Source organism: Nocardia sp. NPDC006630 (assembly GCF_040611495.1).
In the GTDB taxonomy this organism is placed as follows: domain Bacteria; phylum Actinomycetota; class Actinomycetes; order Mycobacteriales; family Mycobacteriaceae; genus Nocardia.
The window spans coordinates 315,358-338,956 of record NZ_JBEXOK010000005.1; the positions used below are offsets into that span (position 1 = coordinate 315,358).

4 protein-coding genes are annotated in these 23,599 nt (G+C 68.6%); all 4 read left to right on the plus strand.

The window, feature by feature from the left end; translation table 11 throughout:
* Window positions 1-64: 64 nt before the first annotated feature.
* Window positions 65-943 carry a M23 family metallopeptidase gene (locus tag ABZX86_RS16670; protein ID WP_355124301.1) on the plus strand — a complete coding sequence of 293 codons (879 nt, stop codon included), beginning with the start codon at window positions 65-67 and terminating at the stop codon, window positions 941-943.
* 59 nt (window positions 944-1,002) lie between these two features.
* Window positions 1,003-1,983, plus strand: coding sequence for a helix-turn-helix transcriptional regulator (locus ABZX86_RS16675; RefSeq protein WP_355124303.1), 981 nt, complete (start codon window positions 1,003-1,005; stop codon window positions 1,981-1,983).
* A 198-nt stretch (window positions 1,984-2,181) separates the two neighbouring features.
* A complete protein-coding gene (locus ABZX86_RS16680; RefSeq protein WP_355124305.1) occupies window positions 2,182-9,522 on the plus strand; it encodes an amino acid adenylation domain-containing protein in 7,341 nt (2,446 codons plus the stop codon).
* A 184-nt stretch (window positions 9,523-9,706) separates the two neighbouring features.
* Entirely contained in the window at window positions 9,707-23,509 is a 13,803-nt protein-coding gene (locus ABZX86_RS16685) for an amino acid adenylation domain-containing protein (protein ID WP_355124307.1), read from the plus strand.
* The last annotated feature ends 90 nt before the right edge of the window (window positions 23,510-23,599 follow it).

Sequence of the window (23,599 nt, forward strand, 5' to 3'; positions counted from 1 at the left end):
CGAGTACTGTTTCCATCACAGCGATGCCGAATCGTTACCGGAACTTCGAACTCTAGGACGAACTTTGTCGCACCACAGAGAGACGGCGAACTCCGTATCCGTTCTGGATTTGCTCGATGATTCGGGCATCCACCGCATCGGCTCGGTCGCCCGAAAGCGACATCGGGCCGAACCGTCCACCGTCGACCGCGTCAAAGTAGCGGCCGGAGCCGCGGTCGCCGCGAGTGCCTTGATCGGCACCGCGACCCAAATGGTTCCGGCCCTCGCGCACGCCGCACCGGTCGCCCCCAATCATGAGAACAAGCCGGCCGCTCAGGACGCGGATGCTGCGGTACTGCGCGATGCCGCCCCGGCCGTCAAGCAGGCCGCCGAGGTCGCCGCCACCGTCGCGGCTCCGGCCCCCGCCGGTGACGCACCCGTCGCGGCCCCGGCTCCCGCGCCCTTCGGTCTGCAGAACCTGCCGCCGGAGATCGCGAACCCGCTGGCGCAGGCCGAGGCGACGCTCAAGGATCTGCAGCAGAAGATGGCACCCGCCGCCGCGGTGCGGCCGACCGCCGGTGTCATCAGCTCCGGCTTCGGCGCTCGCTGGGGCACCATGCACTACGGCATCGACTTCGCCGATGCCATCGGCACTCCGATCCACTCCGTCATGGGTGGAACCGTTCTGGATGCCGGACCGGCGCAGGGCTTCGGCCTGTGGGTCCGCGTCAAGCAGGACGACGGCACCACCGCTGTCTACGGCCACGTGAACGATATGTACGTGACCCGCGGACAGCGCGTCAACACCGGCGACGTGATCGCGACTGTCGGAAATCGCGGTGATTCCACCGGTCCCCACCTGCACCTGGAGATCTGGGACGCCGCTGGAACCAAGGAAGATCCGCTCCCATGGCTGGTCAGCAAGGGCGTAATCATGCAGCAGCAGTGGGGTCCGGACCAGTAGAGCGTTCACCCGCCCCGGCGAACGGGCGCTTCCCGGACCGGCGGATGCCGGTGGGCGCGGTGACGACACTGGATGATCTCTTCGACCCTGCCTCGCTGCACGGGCGCGCCTACGCGGTGCTCGTGCAGCATCCACGGTCGACCGCACTCGAAGTCGCCGAGCGTCTGGGCTGCCCGCCGCGCGTGGCCGAGGCCGCGCTGGAGGCGCTGTGCCATTTGGAGGCCGCGGTGCGGTTGACCGAAAGCAGTGGCACCGTGCGCTGGGATGCACATGCTCCGGAAGCCTTGTCGGAGGCCGAGACTCGGCGCCGCACCTCCGATGTACTGCGTATGCAGTCGGCGGCGGCCCGCCTGGGTGAGACCTTCCGATCGGTGCGGCGCACCACCGATGCCGATGGTGCCGTGGTGGCCGTCTACGAACGCCGCCAGCTGCTCGCCGATTTCGAAGATCTGCAGCACACCGCGCACACCTGCGTGAAGGTGGTGGAGCGCGGTCCGTTCCTCTCCGATGTGGAGACCGAGGAGCGGATGTTCGAGCTCAAGTCCGCGCGCATCGCCTCGGGCATCGACTACCGCACGCTGTATCAGGAGACGATCTACCAGGACGCAGAACGACTGCGGCACGTGCTCGCCACCAATGCCGCAGGCGCGCAGGCGCGTACGCTGCCCGATCCGCCGATGAAGTTGATCGTGGCCGACGACCGCCGGGCGGTACTGGTACTGCACTCCGACGAGCGGCGCGGTGATCCGATGGGTGTGCGGGTCGGCCCCTCGCCCACGCTGGATCTGCTGGTGAAGACCTTCGATTCGCTGTGGTCCATGGCCACGCCGATTTCGGTGAACCCGTCCGAATCCCTCGACGAGCGCGATCGCGCCATCCTCACCCTCATGAGCATGGGTGCGACCGACGACACCATCGCGCGCCGGCTGGGGCTGTCCCGGCGGACCGTGGTGCGGCGGACCGCGAGCCTGCTCGAGCGGCTCGGGGCGAGCACCCGATTCCAGGCCGGGGTGCAAGCCACCCGACGTGGGTGGCTGTAATTGCCTGTGGTGCAGATCACAAGGCTGCAACGAAGGTCCCTGGTCACCGATACTCTCTGAGCTCGAGCCGTCATCGCGGCACCGCGCGCCCGATATGATTGCTCAGTCCGCCAGCGTGGTTCGACCACCATTATTCGTGGGTTGGCCGAAGGTCTTCGGCATGCGGACCAGCTAGACCCGAGAGGTGAATGCACTCGAATGGATACTGCCCGCCGTACAGCTCGCGGTAATCGTCGGCGTCGGTCCGGCAGCCCTCTTTTCGGGCAGCTCCTCACCGCCGCGGTCGAGTCCGCGGCCGATGCCATCGCCGTCCGGTTCAATCCGACCGGTGATCCGGCCGATCAGCGTGAGATCAGCTATCGCGACCTGGACGCCCGTTCGTCCCAGCTGGCGCGGGAACTGATCGGGCGCGGAGTCGGCCCCGGCGATATGGTCGCCATCGGCATCACCCGGTCCATCGAATCGGTGCTGGCGGTGTGGGCCGTCGCCAAGACCGGTGCGGCGTATGTCCCCGTCGATCCCGCGTATCCGCCGGATCGCATCGAACATCTGCTGACCGATTCGGGCGCGGTGCTCGGACTGACGACGCGGGAGTACCGCGGAGCGCTCGGGACCTCCACCTACTGGATCGAATTGGACGATCCGGTGTGGACCGGGCGGATCGACGCGCATCCCGCGCACCCCATCTCCTATGCGGACCGGGTTCGGTCGCTGACCGAACAGCATCCGGCCTACGTCATCTATACCTCCGGCTCGACGGGTAAGCCCAAGGGTGTTGTCGTCACCCACACCGGCCTCGCCGGTCTCGCCGCCGCGGAGCGCGAGCACTACGGCGTCACCTCGGATTCGCGTGTGCTGCATGTATGTTCGCCCAGCTTCGATGTGTCGGTGCTGGAGTTGCTGCTGGCTTTCACGGCCGGTGCGACCCTGGTGGTCGCCCCCGCCGGTGTGTTCGGCGGCGTGGAACTGGCGGACCTGCTCGGCCGCGAACGTGTCACCCATGTGCTGATCACGCCGGGTGCGCTGGAGTCGGTTGACCCGTCCGGACTGGACGAGCTGAGCACCGTCGTGGTCGCCGGCGATAAGTTCGGGCCGGAGCTGGTCGGTCGCTGGGCGACCGGCAGCCGCTCCTTCTACAACGGGTACGGGCCCACCGAGGCAACGATTCTCGCGACCAGCAGCGCACCGCTGCTGCCGCACGAGGGCATCACCATCGGTTCGGCGGTACCGGGTGTCGGTGCGTATGTGCTGGATTCGCGGCTGCGGCCGGTGCCGGACGGCGTGGTGGGTGAGCTGTACCTGTCGGGTCCCGCGCTGGCGCAGGGCTACAACCAGCGGCCGGGGCTGACCTCGGAACGCTTCGTGGCCAGTCCTTTCGGTGAGGCGACGGGTACTCCGGGCGCGCGCCTGTACCGCACCGGTGACCTGGTGAAGCGCACCTCCGCCGCGGGTGGCGACGCGGAGGCCGGCGGTGTCATCGAGTACCTGGGCCGCTCGGATTTCCAGGTGAAGATTCGCGGTCTGCGCATCGAGCTCGGCGAGATCGACAATGCGCTGACCGCACACGCCGATGTGGATTACGCTGCGACGCTGGGCAAGACGCTGCCGTCGGGTGTGACCGCGCTGGTCTCCTATGTATTACCGCGTCCCGGAACCACTCTCGATACCGCCGAGCTGGCCGGCTTCATCGGTGAATCGCTGCCCGCGTACATGGTGCCCACCGCCATTGTGGTGCTGCAGGAGATCCCGCTGACCCCGGTCGGCAAGCTGGATCGGGCGGCACTGCCGGAGCCGGTGTTCGCGGCCCGCGAGTTCCGCGCGCCGTCCACTCCCGCCGAAGAGGCTGTGGCACAGGTCTTCGCGACGCTGTTGATTCCGGACAACCCGGAGGCGCGGGTCGGCGCGGACGACGACTTCTTCGAACTCGGCGGCAACTCGCTGCTCGCGGCGCAGGCCGCGGCGCGCATCGGCACCGCGCTGGGTACCCGGGTGCCCGTGCACGTGCTGTTCGAGGCGTCGACGGTCGCCGCGCTGGCCGCGCAACTCGACGGCGGCGCGGCCGTGACCGCGGGTCCGGCACTGGGTTCGCTGCCCCGGCCGGAACGGATTCCGCTGTCCTTCGCGCAGCAGCGCATGTGGTTCCTGAACCGTTTCGATCCTGACAGCGCGGTGGACAATATTCCGCTCGCGGTGCGGTTGAGCGGCGCCATCGATGTCGAGGCGCTGCGTGCGGCGGCGCGGGATCTGGTTGCGCGGCACGAGGTCCTGCGCACCATCTATCCCGAGGTCGACGGCGAGGGCTACCAGCTGGTGCTGGCCGCCGACGATCCCCGTGCGGTGCCGGAACTTTCGCTGCTCGATATCACCGCGGCCGAGATTCCGGAGCGGGTCGCCGAGGTGGTCGGCGCCGGTTTCGACGTCACCGCCGCACCGCCGATTCGCCTGCGACTGCTGCGGATCGCCGCGCAGGAGCATGTGCTCGTCGCGACCGTGCACCACATTTCCGGTGACGGCGTCTCCATGGGTCCGCTCGCGCGCGATCTGGTGACCGCCTATGCCGAGCGGGCGCGCGGCGGGGAACCGCAGTGGACGCCGCTCGAGGTGCACTACGCCGATTACGCGGTGTGGCAGCGCGAGACGCTGGGCAGCGAGGACGATCCGGATTCGGTGCTGGCGCAGCAGATCGCGTTCTGGCGCGAAGCACTCGACGATCTGCCCGATGAGCTGGTGCTGCCCGCCGACCGGCCGCGGCCGCCGGTGGCCTCGTACCGGGGCGGGACCTTCGGATTCCGGATCACCGACGAAACCTATGCGGCGGCACGGCATCTGGCCGAGGCCCGCGGCACCACGCTCTTCATGGTGGTGCACGCGACGCTCGCCATTCTGCTGGCGCGACTGTCCGGCACCCGCGATATCGCCATCGGCACCCCGGTGGCGGGACGCGGTGCGGCCGAACTCGACGATCTCATCGGCATGTTCGTCAATACGCTGGTGCTGCGGACCGATATCGATCCCGCCACCAGCTTCGAGGATCTGCTGCACCAGGTGCGCGATACCGATATTCGGGCCTTCGGGCATGCCGACGTGCCGTTCGAGCGCCTGGTGGAACTGCTGGATCCGGCGCGCTCGCAGGCGCGTAATCCGCTGTTCCAGGTCATGCTGGCCTTCCAGAACATGGCGCCCACCCGGCTGGAGCTGCCCGGGCTGAGTGTGGCGGGCGCGGATCTGCAGATTCCGTTCGCCAAGTTCGATCTGCAGCTGACCATGCAGGAATCGCACGACGAGCACGGCGACGCCGATGGTCTGGCCGGCGAATTCTCCTATGCGCTGGATCTTTTCGACGAGCCGACGGTGGCGGTGTTCGCCGAGCGCTTCGAGCGGGTGCTGGCGGCCGTGACCGCCGATCCGGGCGCCTCGGTCGGAGATATCACGGTCTTCGGCGCCCGGGAACGGCAGCAGGTCGTCAGCGACTGGAATGCCACCGGATTCGATCTGGAGGCGGCCGTCGGTCTGCCGCACGGTATTCCGGCGACGCTGGTGTCGATGTTCGACGCACAGGTCGCGGCCACCCCGAATGCCATTGCGGTGGTATTCGAGGACGAGCGGCTCACCTACCGCGAGTTGCAGCAGCGCGCGAATCGCCTGGCCCGCCGGCTCATGATGGGCGGCTTCGCCGCGGGTCCGGAATCGACTGTGGCACTGGCCATTCGGCGTTCCACCGAGCTCGTGGTGGCCATGTACGCCGTGGTGCAGACGGGCGCGGCGTATCTGCCGATCGATCCGGATCAGCCGCTCGATCGCATCGGCCACATTCTCGATACCGCGCAGCCGCGCCTGATTCTGACCACGCGCGCAGACGATTTCAGCTCGGGACGCGTGATCAATACGGCCCGGGTCGAGGATCTGGAGCAGGCCGCACAGGGTCTGAGCGCCGCGCCGATCGCCGATACCGAACGCACGCAACCGCTGCGGCCGGACAACACCGCCTACGTGATCTTCACATCCGGTTCGACGGGCAAGCCCAAGGGTGTGGCCGTGAGCCACCGGGCCATTGTCAATCGCCTGGTGTGGATGCAGGCGCAGTACCGCCTCACCGCCGATGACGCGGTGCTGCAGAAGACTCCGGCCACCTTCGACGTCTCGGTGTGGGAGTTCTTCTGGCCGCTGCAGGCCGGTGCGCGACTGGTGGTCTCGAAGCCGGACGGGCATCGCGATCCGGTGTACCTGGCGCAGATCATTGCCGAACAGGGCATCACCACGGCGCATTTCGTGCCGTCCATGCTGTCGGTGTTCGTGGGCACGCTCGGCGGCGCCGAGACCTCCGCGCTGCGGCTGCGGCAGGTGTTCGCCTCCGGTGAGGCGCTGCCCGGCAGCACCGCGCAGAAGGTCCGCGAGCTGACCGGTGCGCGGGTGCACAATCTGTACGGCCCGACCGAGGCCGCGGTCGACGTCACCTATCACGAGGTCACCGACGCGGACATCACCTCGGTGCCGATCGGCGCTCCCGTCTTCAATACCCAGGTGTACGTGCTGGATTCGCGACTGAACCCGGTTCCGCCGGGTGTCGCGGGCGAGCTGTATCTCGCGGGTGTGCAGCTGGCGCGCGGATATGTGGAGCGACCGGATCTGACCGCCGATCGGTTCGTGGCCGATCCGTTCGGCATCGGCGCGCGCATGTACCGCACCGGCGATCTGGTGAAGTGGGATGCGGCCGGTGAGCTGGAGTACCTGGGCCGCACCGACTTCCAGGTGAAGCTGCGCGGGCTGCGGATCGAGCTGGGCGAGATCGAGGCGGCGCTGCTGGCGCAGCCCGGTGTCTCGCAGGCGGTGGTCGTGGTGCGCGCCGATGCGCACACCGGCGATCAGCTCATCGGTTACGTGGTCGCGGATGCCGATGGTGAAGAGCTGAAAACTGCTCTTGCACAGTCTCTTCCGGCTTACATGGTGCCGTCCGCACTGCTGGCGCTCGACGAGTTCCCGCTCAATGCCTCGGGCAAGCTGGACCGGAAGGCGCTGCCCGCACCGGTTTTCGAGGCCAAGGTGTTCCGGGCGCCGTCGACTCCCATCGAGGAGATCGTGGCCGGTGTCTTCGCCGAACTGCTCGGTGCGGACCGGGTCGGCGCGGACGACGACTTCTTCGAGCTGGGCGGTAATTCGCTCATCGCCACCCGGGCCGTGGCGCGGGTGAACGAGGCGCTCGATACCAATGTCGCGGTGCGCGAACTGTTCGAGACCTCCACGGTCGCCGGACTGGCCGCGCGTGTGGTGCCCGGTGCGGGCGTGGGCGCGCGACCGCCGCTGGTGGCGGGCGAGCGCCCGGCGCGGGTGCCGCTGTCGCTGGCGCAGCAGCGCATGTGGGTGCTGAACCAGTTCGATCCGGAGTCGGCGGCCTACAACATCCCCATGGCCATCCGCCTGCAGGGCGCGCTCGATGTGCCCGCGCTGCGGCAGGCGGTCGAGGACGTGCTGACCAGGCACGAGGTCCTGCGCACGTGGTATCCGGAATCGGCGCCGGGCGCGGCGGCGTACCAGGAGATCCTGTCGGTGGCCGAGGTGCTGCCGGACGGTCTCGAGGTGGAGCGGGCAGAGGATATCGGCGCCCGGGTGGCCGAGCTGGTCTTCACCGGATTCGATGTGGCGCAGCGTGTTCCGCTGCGGGTGCGGTTGATCACCGGCGATGATCCGGACGACTACCTGCTGGTGCTGGTCGCCCATCACATCGCGGCCGACGGCGCCTCCATGGCTCCGCTGGCGCGCGACCTCATGGCCGCGTACCTGGCACGCAGTGCGGGCCGGGAGATCGGCTGGTCGCCGCTGTCGGTGCAGTACGCCGATTTCGCGGTGTGGCAGCGCGCGGTGGTCGGCGTCGACGAGGACGAGAACTCCCTGGCCGCACAGCAATTGGCGTTCTGGCGCGAGCAGCTGGCGGACCTGCCGGCCCCGAGCCTGCCGCTGGACCGGCCGCGCACCGCGGCCTCCTCCACGGCGGGCGCGTTCGCGGACTTCCGGTTGCCCGCCGAGGTGCACGTCGCACTGAATCGTATTGCGCGGCAGCACAATGCCTCGCTGTTCATGGTGGTGCACGCGGCCGTGGCGGCCTGGCTGGCCCGGCTGTCGGGTAGTACCGATGTGGTTATCGGCACCGCCGTCGCCGGTCGTGGTGAACGGGCGCTGGACGATCTGGTCGGCATGTTCGTCAATACCTTGACGCTGCGCACCCCGGTCGATCTCGATGCGCCGTTCGATGTGCTGGTCGCGCAGGCCCGGGAGACCGACCTGAACGCCTTCGGCAACGCCGATGTGCCGTTCGAGCGGGTTTCCGAGGTGGCGGCCGCCGGTCGCGGCACCGCGAATCCGCTACTGCAGGTGGTGCTTTCGCTGCAGAACACCGAGACTCCGGTGCTGGAACTGCCGGGGCTGCGGGTGTCGGCCATCGATACCGAACTGGCCGCGGCCAAGTTCGATCTGCAGATCAGCATGGAGCCGCGGTCCGGCGCCGACGGTGCGCTGGGCGTGCTCGACGTGATCTTCGCCTATGCCACCGACCTTTTCGACGAGGCGACCATCGACTCGTTCGGCCGGGTGCTGGAGCGGATCCTGCTGGCCGTGGCCGCCGACCCGCACGCGGTGGTCGGGGATATCGAACTGCTCGGCACACCGGGTTCCGGGGTGGCCGCGGCACCGCGGCCGACTCCCGAACCGGCGGCTCCGGCCGCCCGGGGCGCCGCGCTGACACAGGTCCTGACCACCGCGGTCGAGGATGATCCGGACAGTCCGGCGCTGGTGTGGGGCGAGGACTCGGTGACCTATCAGGAGCTCGACGCCCGCTCCTCGCGGCTGGCCCGGGTGCTGATCGCGCACGGCAGCGGACCGGGCGCGGGGGTGGTGGTCAGTCTGCCGCGCAGTGTGGATCAGGCCGTGGCGACCTGGGCCGTGCTCAAGACCGGCGCCATGCTGGTGCCGCTCGCGGCGGCCGATGCACCGGGTCTGGACGTCAAGGTGGGTATCACCGTGGGCGCCGTGCCCGCGACGGCGGTGGGCATCGATTGGCTGGTGCTCGACGATGCGGAAGTGGCCGCTCAAGTTGCCGCCGAATCCGCGCGCCCGGTCACCTACGCCAGCCGCACGCGCGCGCTGCGTGGGGTGGACCCGGCGTACCTCGCGTCCGGTGGCGTCCTGACCTACGACGCACTGGCCGCTGCCGCGGATCGCGCCCGCGACACCGCCCAAATCACCTTCGAATCCCGGACCTTCCACGAGGGTGCGCCGGGATCGGCGCTGGCCCTGGTGGAGCTGGTCGCGGCCGGTGCGGCGGGAGCCTCGTTCGTACTCGTCGATCCGGCAGCCGCCGACCTGTCCGCGGCACTGGGCGATGAGTGGGTTACCCATCTGTTCGCCGACGCGTCCGGTCTGGCCGGCCTGGATCCTGCCCCGTTCGAAGATTTACAAACTGTGATTCTCGCCTCGAGTGCCGATACGGAGGCATGGACGTCCGCCGTGGTAATGCTCCCGGGGCTAGCGGATGTTCACTTGCACTGAGCTGAAGTACCGGCCGTAGTTCCTTTTCCGGTTGTATTCTCCGCGCGTTAGCGGAAAAGTCGAGCGTGCGCGCTCGGTTCTTCCGATGCGCACGCGCGGTACGGGGAACAATGAATACGGTGGGGGACAACTTAATGGATCGGGTTGCCGGGCAGTGGCAGCACAAAATCTGGGCGGTGTGCGGATGATCGGCACAACGCGCGTACGACCTACTCGCGCGCGGCCTTCGCGGGTACCGACGCTTCCGCAGCTGATATCGGCTGCGGTCGAGTCGAATCCCGAGGGGGTGGCGCTGGTACTGGCCGATGCCACCGGCACCTTGGCAACTCTCGGCTATGCCGCGCTCGACGAACGGTCGAGTCGCTTGGCGCGCCTGCTGATCGACCGCGGCATCGGCCCGGAGGACCGCGTCGCCGTCGGCATCGAGCGCTCACTGGAGTCGGTGATCGCCGTCTGGGCGATCGCCAAGACCGGTGCCGCGTTCGTTCCGGTGGACCCGAATTACCCGGCCGACCGGATTGCCCACATGGTGCTCGATTCCGGTGCCGTACTGGGCCTGACCGTCGAGGTCGCCCGGTCCGAACTACCCGATGAGGTCGAGTGGCTGGCCCTCGACGCCGGTGATTTCGGCGCCCGGCTGCTCGCGTACCCGTCCGATCTGGTCACCAATGCCGATCGGGTGCGGCCACTGCGGGCCGGACATCCGGCCTATGTCATCTACACCTCGGGCTCCACCGGCACACCCAAGGGCGTGGTCGTCACGCACGCCGGGCTGGCTGCCTTCTGTGAGGCACAGCGCGGCCGGTACGACATCACCGCGGATTCGCGCACGGTGCATTTCGCGTCCCCGTCGTTCGACGCCTCGGTGCTGGAGCTGCTGCTGGCGGTCGGCGGCGCGGCCACCATGGTGGTGGTGTCGCCCCGGGTGTACGGCGGCGCCGATCTGGCGGCGGTGCTGCGGCGTGAGCGGGTGACGCACGCTTTCGTCACACCGGCCGCGCTCGCCTCCGTCGATCCGGCGGGGCTGGACGAGCTGCGGGTGGTCGTCACCGGCGGTGAGGCCTGCCCGCCGGACCTGGTGCAGCGCTTCAATTCCGAGGGGCGCGCGTTCTGGAATGCGTACGGCCCCACCGAGGCCACGGTCATGACGCATATGGCGCGCCTGCTCCCGGACCGGGACGTCACCATCGGTGCGGCCATTCCCGGCGTCACCCAGTACGTGCTCGACGAGCGGCTGGCCGAGGCGGCGGTCGGTACGCCGGGCGAGCTGTATGTGGCGGGCAGCCCGCTGGCTCGTGGGTATCACGGGCAGCCGGGGCTCTCCGCATCGCGATTCGTGGCAAACCCTTTCGACACCAAGGGATCTCGACTATATCGCACCGGTGATCTGGTGCGTCTGACCGCCGCGGGTGAACTGGAGTACCTGGGCCGCAACGACTTCCAGGTGAAGATCCGCGGGTTCCGGATCGAGCTCGGTGAGATCGATGCCGTGCTGGCCGAACACCCCGCGATCGATCTGGCCGTCACCGTCGGCCATGAGCTTGCCAATGGCAGCACGGTGCTCGTCACCTACGTGCATGCGGCCGGGAGCGCCGCGGTGCGGCCTGCCGAACTGACGGCGCACGCCGAGCGTCGCCTGCCCGGCCATATGGTGCCGGCCGCGATCGTGGTGCTCGACGAGATACCGCTGACCCCTGCCGGAAAGCTGGATCGTCGCGCTCTGCCCGAACCGGACCTGCGGAGCACATCGTACCGTGCTCCGGAAACCGCTGTGCAGCAGGATATTTCCGTAGTCCTGGCCGAGGTGCTGAAGAGCGAACGGGTCGGTCTCGACGACGATTTCTTCGCGCTCGCCCTGGACAGCATCACCGCGATCCAGATCGTCTCGCGTGCGCGTGCGCGGGGCCTGGCGTTCAAACCCAGGGATCTGTTCGCCACCCGTACCCTGGCCGCGCTCGCCGAGATCGCCACTGCCGCAACAGCACAGGCGGAGGCGGAACCGGTGACCGGTCCGCTGGTGCGGCTCGACGATGCCGAGCTGGCGCGATTGCGCGAGGTGTATCCGAACCTCGCCGATGTCTGGCCGCTCACGCCGCTGCAGTCGGGCATGCTGTTCCACGCGCTGCTGGCGGAGTCCTCGGTCGATGCCTATATGACGCAGTTCAGCGTCGATCTCGGCGGTGCCATCGATGTCGACCTGCTGCACGCGGTCGCGCAGGCGGTGCTGGATCGGCATGTGAATCTGCGGGTGGTATTCGCGCAGGACGCGGCGGGCAATCCACTGCAGATCGTCCTCGACGATGTCGAAGTGCCCTGGCGCTACCTGGATCTCGCCGACAGTGCGCCGTACGGGTCCGCCGTCAAGACGGACTGGCTGCTCGCGGCCGATATGGCGAGCCACTTCGATATGGCGACCGGGCCGCTGGTGCGATTCTCGCTGGTGCGCACCGCGCCCGAGCGGTACCGGGTGTGGGTCACCAGCCATCACATTCTGCTCGACGGCTGGTCCATGCCGCTGCTCATGCAGGACATGCTCGCCCTCTACGCGCTCGGCGGCGATGCGAAAGCGCTCCCGCAGCCGCGTTCCTACCGCGATTACCTGGCGTGGCTGGGTGCGCAGGATCAGGCCGCGGCGCGCGATGCCTGGCGTGCCGCCCTGGCCGGTCTGACCGAGCCGACACCGCTCGCCCCGGTCGATCGATCGCGTGAAATCTCCGCCGGTATAGGCGAATTGGGCTTCGATCTGCCCGCTGCCGACACCACCGCCCTGAGCCGTGTTGCCGCCGAGACCGGTGTCACGGTCAATACCATCGTGCAGGCGGCCTGGGGACTGCTGATCGCCCGCAGCACCGATCGTGACGATGTCGTCTTCGGTGCGACAGTGTCGGGCCGTCCGCCGCAATTGGCCGGTATCGAGACCATGGTCGGCCTGTTCCTCAATGCCATTCCGGTGCGGGTGCGGCTGGCCGCGGCCGACACGCTCGGCGCGGTACTGCGGCGACTACAGGACGAGCAGGCGGCCCTGCTGGATCACCACTACCTCGGTCTGGGTGAAATCCAGGAAATCGCCGGATTCGAAGGGCTTTTCGATTCGCTGGTGGTGTTCGCCTCCTTCCCGGTCGACGGGGACGCGCTCGACGAGGCGGCGGCGCCGATCGACGGTGTGGGCCTGCTCGGAACGGGCGCGGCCAATGGCACGCACTATCCGGTGACGGTCATGGTTCAGCCGGTCGGCGATCGGCTGCGCGTGAACATCAAGTATCTGCGCGATCTGTTCGACGAACCCGCGGCACAGGCCATGGCACAGCGGTTTTCGCAGCTGCTCACCCGTTTCGCGGTGGAGCCGCAGGCGCGGGTGGCGGACGTGGATGCGCTCATCGAGAGCGAACGCCTTGCCCTGGCGAGCGTGAATGCCACCGAAGTCGCTGAGCTGCTGGATGATTCGACACTGCTCACGCTGTTCGACGCGCAGGTGGCGCGCATCCCGGACGCGGTGGCGGTGATATTCGGCGATACCACCGTGACCTACGCCGAACTCGATGCGCGGTCGCGGCGGCTGGCGCGGGAACTGACCCTGCGCGGGGTGCGGCCGGAGTCGCGGGTGGCGGTGGCCATGCGGCGCGATATCGATCTGGTGATCGCGATCTACGCGGTACTGCGGGCGGGCGGTGCGTATGTGCCGGTCGATCCGGATCATCCGGCGGAGCGCAACGAGTACGTGCTGGCCGGTTCGGCTCCGGTATGCGTGCTGACGCGGACTGTCGACGGGTTCGAAACCGCCTCGGGTGTACCGCTTTTTCTGGTGGATGCCGTGGCGGGTGCGGCCGATATCGAGTTCGTCGGTGCGGCGGCGGTGCGGCCGGATCATGCCGCGTATGTCATCTACACCTCGGGTTCGACCGGTCGTCCCAAGGGTGTGGTGATCACGCACCGGCAGATGGCGAACCAGTTCCGCTGGGCGCAGCGGACGTATCCGCACGGTGCGGGTGATGTGGTGTTGCACAAGACGCCGATCACGTTCGACATCTCCACGTGGGAGTTGTTCTGGCCGTTGCAGACCGGTGCCGCCGTGGTGATCGCGGAGCCCGATGGGCACCGTGATCCGGCGTACATTGCGCGTGTCATCGACGAATATGCCGTCAGCACGGTGCATTTCGTGCCGTCGATGCTGGACGCCTATCTCGACGGCCCCGCCGCGACCCATCCCTCGCTGCGCTGGGTGTTCGCCGCCGGTGAGGCGCTCTCGGCTGGGACCGTCGCCAAGTTCGGTGCGGCGCTGCCGGATACGGCGCTGGTGAACTGGTACGGCCCGGCCGAGGCGACGGTGGTCACCGGGCAGCCCGCCGGTAATGCCGCGGGTGTCGCCGTGCCGATCGGTGGTCCAGTTGCCAATACACGTGTGCACGTGCTGGATCGGCAGTTGCAGCCGATGCCGTTCGGTGCGGCGGGGGAGTTGTATGTGGCCGGTGTGCAGTTGGCGCGCGGTTATCTCGGTGCACCCGCGTTAACCGCGGAACGCTTTGTCGCGCACTCCGGTGGGGAGCGGCTTTACCGCACCGGTGATGTGGTGCGCTGGGTGGCCGATCCCGCCGGGGCCGGTCATGCGCTGGAGTACCTGGGCCGCAGTGACTTCCAGGTCAAGCTGCGCGGTCAGCGCATCGAGCTCGGCGAGATCGAGATCGTGCTGCTGAGCCATGCCGCGGTGCATCGTGCGGCTGTCTCGCTGGTGCGCGGCGATACCGGAGACCGCCTGGTCGCCTACCTCGTGCCGGAATCGGGTGCACAGGTCACCGATGCGGATCTGCTGGCGCACGCGCGCGAATCGCTGCCCTTGTACATGGTGCCGTCCGCGGTCGTCCGGCTCGCGGCCCTGCCGCTCAATGCCAGCGGCAAGCTGGACCGTAAAGCCTTGCCGGTGCCGCAGTTTCAGGCCCGCGCCTACCGTGCGCCGTCGACTCCGGCCGAACGCACCGTCGCCGAGGTCTTCGCCGCGGTGCTCGGTGTCGAACGGGCCGGGGCGGACGACGATTTCTTCGAACTCGGCGGCAATTCGCTCAATGCCACCCAGGTGGTGGCGCGGCTCGGCGCCGCGCTCGGAACCCGGGTGCCGGTGCGTGCCGTCTTCGAAGCGCCCACTGTCGCGCTGCTCGCGGAACAGCTTGCCCAGCATGTGGATTCGGCGATCGCCCCGCTGCGGCCGAGGCAGCGCCCGGAGCGGATACCCCTGTCGTACGCCCAGCAGCGCATGTGGTTCCTCAATAGGTTCGACCCCGGTGCGGGCATCTACAACCTGCCGACCGCGCTGCGGATCACCGGGCCGCTGGACGTGCCCGCACTGCGGGCCGCCGTCTACGACCTGGTCGACCGGCACGAAGTGCTGCGCACCGTGTACCGGGAGCACGACGGTATCGGCTGTCAGGTGGTGCTGGCCGCGGGAGACCCCGAGGCGCTGCCCGCCGTCCCGCTGCGCGATGGCACCGAGGCCGAACTCGCCGCGTATGTCACCGAGGCCGTGGTCGCCGGTTTCGACGTGAGCGCCGCGCCGCCGCTGCGGCTGGGGCTGTTGCGGCTGGCCGCCGATGACCACGTGCTGGTGTGCGTGGTGCACCACATCGCGGGCGACGGCTTCTCCGCCGGACCGCTGACCCGCGATCTCGTGACGGCCTATCTGAGCCGCATCCGGGGCCGGGAACCGGAGTGGACGCCGCTGCCGGTGCAGTACGCCGACTTCGCGCTGTGGCAGCGCGACATCCTCGGCGACGAAACCGATTCCGCATCCCTGCTGGCCCGTCAGCTCGACTTCTGGCGCACCACCCTGACGGGGCTGCCCGATCAGCTGGACCTGCCCGCCGATCGGCCGCGCCCCGCGGCGTCCTCCGGCCACGGCGCGACCCTGATCTTCGAGATCGATCCGGCGGTGCACGCCGGATTGCAGCGAATGACGCAGGAGCACAACAGCACCCTGTTCATGGTGCTGCACGCGGCCTTCGCCACGGTGCTGGCCCGACTGTCCGGCACCCGCGATATCGCGATCGGCGCACCGATCGCCGGCCGGGGCGCGGCCGAACTGGACGATTTGATCGGCATGTTCGTCAACACCCTGGTGTTGCGCACCGATATCGATCCGGCCGCCGGTTTCACCGAACTGCTCGCCGCCGTCCGGCAGGTCGATCTCGCGGCGTTCGAGCATGCGGACGTGCCGTTCGAACGCATTGTGGAACTGCTGGATCCGCCGCGTTCGCAGGCGCGGAACCCGCTGTTCCAGGTGGCGCTGACCCTGCAGAACATGACCCGCGCCGAGCTCGCCCTGCCGGGCATGACGGTGTCGTCCGTCGAGCTGGATCTCCCGGTGGCCAAGTTCGACCTGGATCTCACGCTTATCGAGAGCATCGGCGACGACGGTGCGCCGCAGGGGATTTCGGCGGCCTTCAACTACGCCACCGAACTGTTCGACGACGCCACGGTGCGGTCGTTCGCGCAGCGTTTCGTGCGGGTGCTCGAGGCCGTCACCCGCAACCCGGAGCTGCCGGTCGGCGAGCTGCCGATCTTCGACCCCGGCGAATACGAGCTGCTGACCCGAATCTCCGGCGATGTCGCCGAGCCGGCGCTCCTGCCCGAGCTGCTGACCAGGGGCGTGCGGCTGGGCCGGGACCGGATCGCGGTACGGAGCCGGGACCGCTCGTTCGATTACGGTGCGCTGGACGACTATTCGTCGCAGCTGGCGCGCGTGCTGATCGCGCGCGGAGCCGGGCCGGAATCGGTGGTCGCACTGGCCATCGGCCGCTCGTACGAAATGATCGCCGCGGTCTGGGCCGTAGCGAAATCGGGTGCCGCCTATGTGCCGGTCGATCCGGCGTATCCGGCGGACCGGATTCGGCATATGGTCACCGATTCCGCTGCGACGGTGGGTCTTACGCTGACCGGTCTCGCGGGTGACCTGCCCGGTGACGTGGAATGGCTGGCTCTGGACGCCCCGGCGGTCACCGATGCGTGCGCCCGGATGTCGCCCGCCGCGGTGACCGATGCGGATCGCCGCGCGCCCCTGCGACTACAGCACCCCGCCTATGTCATCTACACCTCCGGTTCGACCGGTCTGCCGAAGGGCGTCGCGGTCACCCACGCCGGGTTAGGTGGACTTGTCGAGCAGGGCATCGAATTATGTGCTGTCACAGCGGATGCCCGCTTCCTGCACGTGTGCTCGCCGAGCTTCGACCAGTCCATGGAGGAGTGGCTGTACACCTTCTCCACGGGTGCGACGCTCGTCATCGTCCCGCCGGAGGTGGTCGGCGGCCTCGAGCTGCGTGAGTTGCTGCAGGCCGAGCGGGTCACGCATACGATGATCACCCCGGCCATGCTGGGCACGGTCGATCCGGCGGGGCTGGACGAGCTGCGGGTGGTGGGCACCGGTGGCGATGCGACCTCCGCGGAGCTGATCGCCAAGTGGCAGCCCGGACGCCGCTACCTCAACAGCTACGGTCCGACCGAGGTGACGATCGGTTCGACCTATGTGAATCTCGCTGTGGGACAGCGGGTGACGATCGGTGCGCCGATCCGGGGTATTTCGGCATTGGTGCTGGACACCCGGCTGAATCCGGTGCCGCCGGGAGTTCCCGGTGAGCTGTACCTGATGGGCTCGGCGCTCGCGCGGGGCTACCGTAATCGCGGTGGGCTGACCGCCGAGCGCTTCGTGGCCGCGCCGTGGGGTGCGCCGGGTTCCCGGATGTACCGGTCCGGTGATCTGGTGCGCTGGGTGCCGGGGGCGGACGGCTGGGAACTGGATTTCCTGGGGCGCACGGACTTCCAGGTGAAGGTCCGCGGTTACCGCATCGAACTGGGCGAGATCGACGCGGTACTGACCGCGCACGAGGATATCGAGTTCGCGGTGACACTGGGCCGCGAAAACGCCGCCGGCGCAACCATGCTGGTATCGTACGTGCTCGGGGTGGCGGGCCGTTCGGTGGACGAGGCTCGGCTGCTCGAGTACGCGGGGCGGCAGCTGCCGTCGCATATGGTGCCCGCGGTGGTCGTGGTGCTCGACGAGATTCCGCTGACCCCGGTCGGCAAATTGGACCGCCGGGCGCTACCGGAACCCGAACTGGCGCAACGGGAATACCGGGAACCCTGCACCTCGCTCGAAGAGCTGGTGGCCGGGGTGTACGCCGGACTGCTCGGCGTGGACCGCGCCGGCCGCGACGACGACTTCTTCGAACTCGGCGGCAATTCGCTCATTGCCACCCAGTTGGTGGCCCGGCTCGGCGCGGCACTGGAGACACGCGTCCCGGTGCGCGCGGTGTTCGAGGTCCCGACGGTGCGGGCGCTCGCCGCCTTCCTCGAATCGCAGGCGACCGGGGATCGCATTCCGCTGGCAGCCCGGCCGCGCCCGGAATTGATTCCGCTCTCACTCGCGCAGCAGCGCATGTGGTTCGTGAATCAGCTCGAACCCGCCGCGGCGGTGTACAACATGCCGGTGGTGCTGCAATTGACCGGCGAGCTCGATGCCGCCGCACTGCAGCGGGCCGTCGCCGATGTGGTCGCCCGGCACGAATCGCTGCGCACCGTGTATCCGGAGGTGGACGGCATCGCGCACCAGGTGGTGCTGCCCGTCGAACACGCGGTGCCGAGCCTCGCGCCGGAGCCGGTCGAGCAGGCGGTACTGCTGGAGCGGATAACCGCCGAACTGAGCAGCGGATTCGATGTGACCTCCGAGGTTCCGCTGCGGGCCAAGCTGTTCCGCATCACGCCGAGCCCCAGCGGCGAGATCGAGCATGTGGTGATGTTCGTGGCGCATCACATCAGTGCGGACGGCTGGTCCATGGGACCGCTGGCGCGGGATGTCATGACCGCGTATCTGGCGCGGACGGCGGGCAGCGCACCCGAATGGCCGCCGCTGCCGGTGCAGTACGTGGACTACGCGCTGTGGCAGCGTGAGGTGCTGGGCACGGAATCCGATCCGGAGAGCCTGATCTCGGCGCAGAGCTCGTACTGGCGCGATGCGCTGGCGGGTGTTCCGGAGGAGTTGAACCTGCCCGCCGATCGCCCGCGTCCGCCGCGCCCGTCCTTCGCGGGCGGGCAGGTCGCCTTCTCGATCGGCAACGAACTGTGCGAACAATTGCGCTCGCTGGCCCGCGAACAGCACGCGACGCTGTTCATGGTGGTGCACGCCGCGCTGGCGGCCTTCCTCGCGCGTATTTCGGGGACGAACGACATCGTGATCGGCACGCCGGTCGCCGGACGTGGTGAAGCCGAGCTGGACGACATGATCGGCATGTTCGTCAATACCCTGGTGCTGCGCACGCGGGTGCCCGGACAACTGCGGTTCACCGAACTGCTGGCCGAGACCAAAGAGGCCGATCTGGCGGCCTTCGCCCATGCCGATGTGCCTTTCGAGCGCTTGGTCGAACTGCTCAATCCGGAGCGTTCCACCGCCCGCAATCCGCTGTTCCAGGTGCTGCTGTCGTTCGAGAATCTCGCCGACTCGGGCTTCGAGTTGCCCGGATTGCGGATTGCCGCACTGGATTCGGGCGTCACGACCTCACAATTCGATCTGTCGCTGATCATGCGGGAGGCCGTTGCCGGTGACGACATCGGTATGCACGCGGTATTCACCTTCGCCCGTGACCTTTTCGACGAGGCATCGGTGCGGGTGTTCGCGGAGCGATTCACGCAGCTACTGGAAGCTGTTGTAGCACAGCGTGATACGCCGATCGGCGACCTGTTGCTGCTGGACGTCGACGAGTACGCACTGCTCACCCGGGTGCACAGCGACAGCGTCATGGAGGCGGGGCTGCTGCCGGACCTGCTCACCCGGGGACTGCGCCTCGGCCGCGACCGCACCGCTATCCGCTACCGCGGTCACTCCATCACCTACGGTGAATTCGACGACTACACCTCGCAGCTGGCGCGGGTGCTCATCGCACGCGGCGTCGGACCGGAAACGCTGGTCGCGGTCTCCTTCCCGCGGTCGTTCGAAATGGTGGCCGCCGTCCTGGCCATCACCAAGGCCGGTGGGGCGCATGTGCCCGTCGACCCGACCTATCCCGCCGACCGGGTCCGGTACATGATCGCGGATTCCGGTGCGGCGCTGGGCATTACCGGCACCGCGCACCTCGGCACGCTGCCCGGCGACGTGGAATGGCTGGCACTGGACGATGCGGCGACCGACGCCCGGTTGATGACCGAATCGGCGGCGCCGATCACCGATGGCGATCGGATCACGCCGCTGCGCGCGCAGCATCCGGCGTACATGATCTACACGTCCGGATCCACGGGTATGCCCAAGGGCGTCACCGTCACCCATGCCGGTCTCGGCGGTCTCGCCGACTACGCGGTGGCCTGCTACGAGCTGAATTCGCAGCATCGCATGCTGCACAACTGCTCACCGAGCTTCGATCCGTCGGTGCTGGAATGGGTGTGCGCCTTCCATATGGGTGCGGTGCTGGTGATCGTGCCCTCGGAGATCATGGGCGGCCCGGAACTGGCCGAGCTGCTGCGTTCCGAGAGCGTGACGCATGCGATCCTCACCCCTGCGGTGGCGGGCACCCTCGACCCGGCCGATCAGGAACAATTGCGGCTGCTGACCGTCGGCGGCGATGTGACCACACCGGAACTGCTGGCCAAATGGCAGCCCGGCCGGGTCTATCACAATGCCTACGGCCCCACCGAGGCCACCGTCATCTCCTCGTTCGCCCGGCTCGAAGCCGGTGACCAGATCACCATCGGCGCACCGGTGCACGGTGTTTCGGCCCTGGTGCTCGATGCCCGCCTGCGTCCGGTGCCGCCGGGCGTCGCGGGCGATCTGTACCTGGCGGGCGGCTCGCTGGCGCGCGGTTACCGCAACCGGCCCGGACTGACCTCGGAGCGATTCATCGCAAACCCCTGGGGCAGACCGGGATCGCGAATGTACCGCACCGGCGATGTGGTGCGCTGGTATGCCGATCCGGCGCTGCGATCCGGCAATCGCGCTGTGCCGTCGGTGGATTGGAAGCTCGACTATGTCGGGCGCTCCGACTTCCAGGTGAAGATCCGCGGCTTCCGCATCGAACTCGGCGAGATCGACGCGGTGCTCGCCGGGCACGATGCGGTGGACTTCGTGCTCACCCTCGGCCGCAAGAACCCCGCCGGCGCAACGATTCTCGTCTCCTATGTGCGGCCCGTGCCGGGCGTGGCAGCGGAGCCGGAGCGATTGCTCGAATATGCCGCGCGCAGTTTGCCGACGCATATGGTGCCGTCGGCGATCGTGGTGCTGGACGAGATTCCGCTGACCCCGATCGGCAAGGTGGATCGGGCGGCCCTGCCGGAACCGGTACTGGCACAGCGGGAATACCGCGCGCCGGTCACCCCGATGGAGGAGACCGTCGCCGCCGCCTTCGCCGAGGTGCTCGCCGCCGACCGCGTCGGCAGGGATGACGATTTCTTCACCCTCGGCGGCAATTCCCTGCTGGCCACCCAGGTGGTGAGCCGGCTGCGCAAGCTGACCGGCGCGCAGGTCATGGTCGCCTGGTTCTTCACCGATCCGACCGTCGCCGGTCTGGCCGAACAGGTTTCGGCCGCGCTCGGCAGCAGCGCCGACAGCGCTACGGCTGACGCGGCGCTACAGGTGGTGCTGCCCATTCGCGCCACAGGTACCCGCACACCGCTGTTCTGTGCGCCACCGATGGCCGGAATGTCCTGGTGCTACGCCGGTTTGGCGCGCTACCTGCCCGAGGATCAGCCGATTCTGGGCTTGCAGTCCCCGGCATTGACCGAGGACGACTACCAGCCGCAATCGCTGACCGAGGTGGCCCGCCGCTATATCGCGGAGATGCGGGCCATCCAGCCGGAGGGCCCGTACCGGCTGCTCGGCTATTCACTCGGCGGTGTGCTGGCCCAGGCCATCGGCACCGAACTCCGTGCCCAGGGCGAGCGCACCGATGTGCTGGCCGTCCTGGACGCCTACCCGGAGGCCGACATGTCCGACTTCCGCAGCGCACTGCGCGACGAGTTCGCGGCGCTCGGTGTCAGCACGGAGGACTTCCCCGAAGGGGATCTGCAGGATCTGGGCGATGAGGCGCTGGCCGCGCTGCACGCGGCCATTCCCGCCGACCTCGCGGTACTCAGCCTGGAGGGCGTGCGCCGCATCTACCGGGGCGCGGTGCGCACCGTCGAACTCGGATCCGCCTATCGGCCGGACGTTTTCGACGGCGATATGGATCTCTTCCGAGCCGAGATCCGCGGCATCGACGACTATCCGCACACCGCCGCGGACTGGCGTGCGTTCGTCACGGGGGCGATCACCGACCATCCCATCCCGTTCCTGCACCAGTTGATGGTCACCCCCGAGGCCATTGCGATCATCGGCCCGAAACTGGCCGCCGTGCTCGCGGCCGCCGATCAGCGGACCGGCGACACCACCGAAGCGGCCGGCGAAACTGCCGAGGAGTCGGCCGGCGATCTTGTCGAGGAGATCGCAGAGCCGGCCGAACCGGACCTGGATCCGGTCGCCGATTGGGCTGTCACGCAGGTACTTCCGGTCATCACCAGCTCGGGCCCGCCGCCGGGCGTGACTCTGCGGACCCGAATGGATCCTTCTCCCGTCGATACCGGTTCCCGGGCATTGCCGGTCTTCGCCGTGGATCCCGTCGCCGCGCCGCGGGCCCTGCCCGTCATGGGACCGCGCCTGGCCGCGGTGGGCACGATCTCGCCGCTCCCGGCCGGTGCGATGGAACTGCTCGAGGTCGAGCGGTCGGGCCGGTCGGTCCGGGCGATCACGCTGGAGATCGCGGCCGATGTCTCCGGGTCACGGGTCCGGCGCGCGGTGGCGGCCCTGCTCGATCGGCATCCCGCCCTGCGCTCGCGACTGCGGCGGGACGGGCCGGCGAGCGTGCTCGATATTCCGGCGCAGGCGAATTCCCGCGATGCGATGGTGTGGCAGGTGGATCCGTCCGTCGAGGCGGTGGGCGATCCGATCGAGGCCGTCGTCCATGCCGCCGCCGCGGAGCTGGATCCGGAGAAGGGCCGCAATATTCGCTTCGTGCTGATGCAGGGCGTCCAGGCGGATCCGACTCTCGATCCGGCCGACGGCCCGGCGGCGGTGCTGGTCGTGGTCGCCAACGGCCTGGTCGTGGACGACACCTCGTGGCACACCATTATCGAGGAGCTGACCGCGTCCTGGTCGGGTCAGGCCGCGCCGCCCGGCGCGGACACGCATCCGGCCGTGCTCGCGGAGCAGCTCGCCGCACGGGCCGCGGCGATATCGACCGTCAGCGAAATGGGTTGGTGGCATGCGGCTCTGGGCTCGGAGTCCCGGGGCATGGCGCTCGCGGCGGTGCTCGGCGCGGGCGCGGACCCGATCAGCCGCGGCCGGGTCTCGGTGTTCATCACCGGTGAGGGCGCGTCGGCCGTCGAGGCGGTGGCGAGCTCGTATCGGTCGAATCTCGAGGAGGTACTGCTCACCGCGCTCGCGGTAACCCTGCTGGACGACAGCGGCGCTTCGGCGCGGGCCGGACTCGGTTCGGTGGTCAGGTTGATCGCGGACGCGCGGGTGCTCGGCGATCCCGCCGATCACCGCACGGTCGGGGCCTTCAGCACCTCCTACCCGCTGGCACTGCGGCTGACCGGTGCGGATTTCGACGAGGTGCGCCGCGGCGGCCCGGCGGCCGGAGCGGTGATCGAACAGATCCGCGACCTCTGCCGGCGGGTTCCGTCCCGAGGCGTGGGATTCGGATTGCTGCGGCATCTGAATCCCGTGACCGCTGCCGAAACGGCCGCACTGCCGGCCGGGCGCATCGGTTTCCGCTACCGCGATCTGCGCCCGGCCAGGGTGTATCCGGATCCGGTCGCCGATGACGTCTACCTGGACGTCACCGTCGACACCCTCCAGGACGGTCTCGTCGCCCGCTTCGACTTCGCGGGCGCGGTGCTGGACCTGGAGCAGATCAAGCGACTTGTGGAGGGCTGGGTACAGGCATTGGGCGGACTCGCCGACCACGGTCGCGCGAACAATCCGTAATATCGAGCGTTATCGGAGAGGCACCCCGATAACCCTGTTTCGATGTTGCAGGTCGCTCCCGGCGGCCGTGCACGGTGATTACCGGCTGTC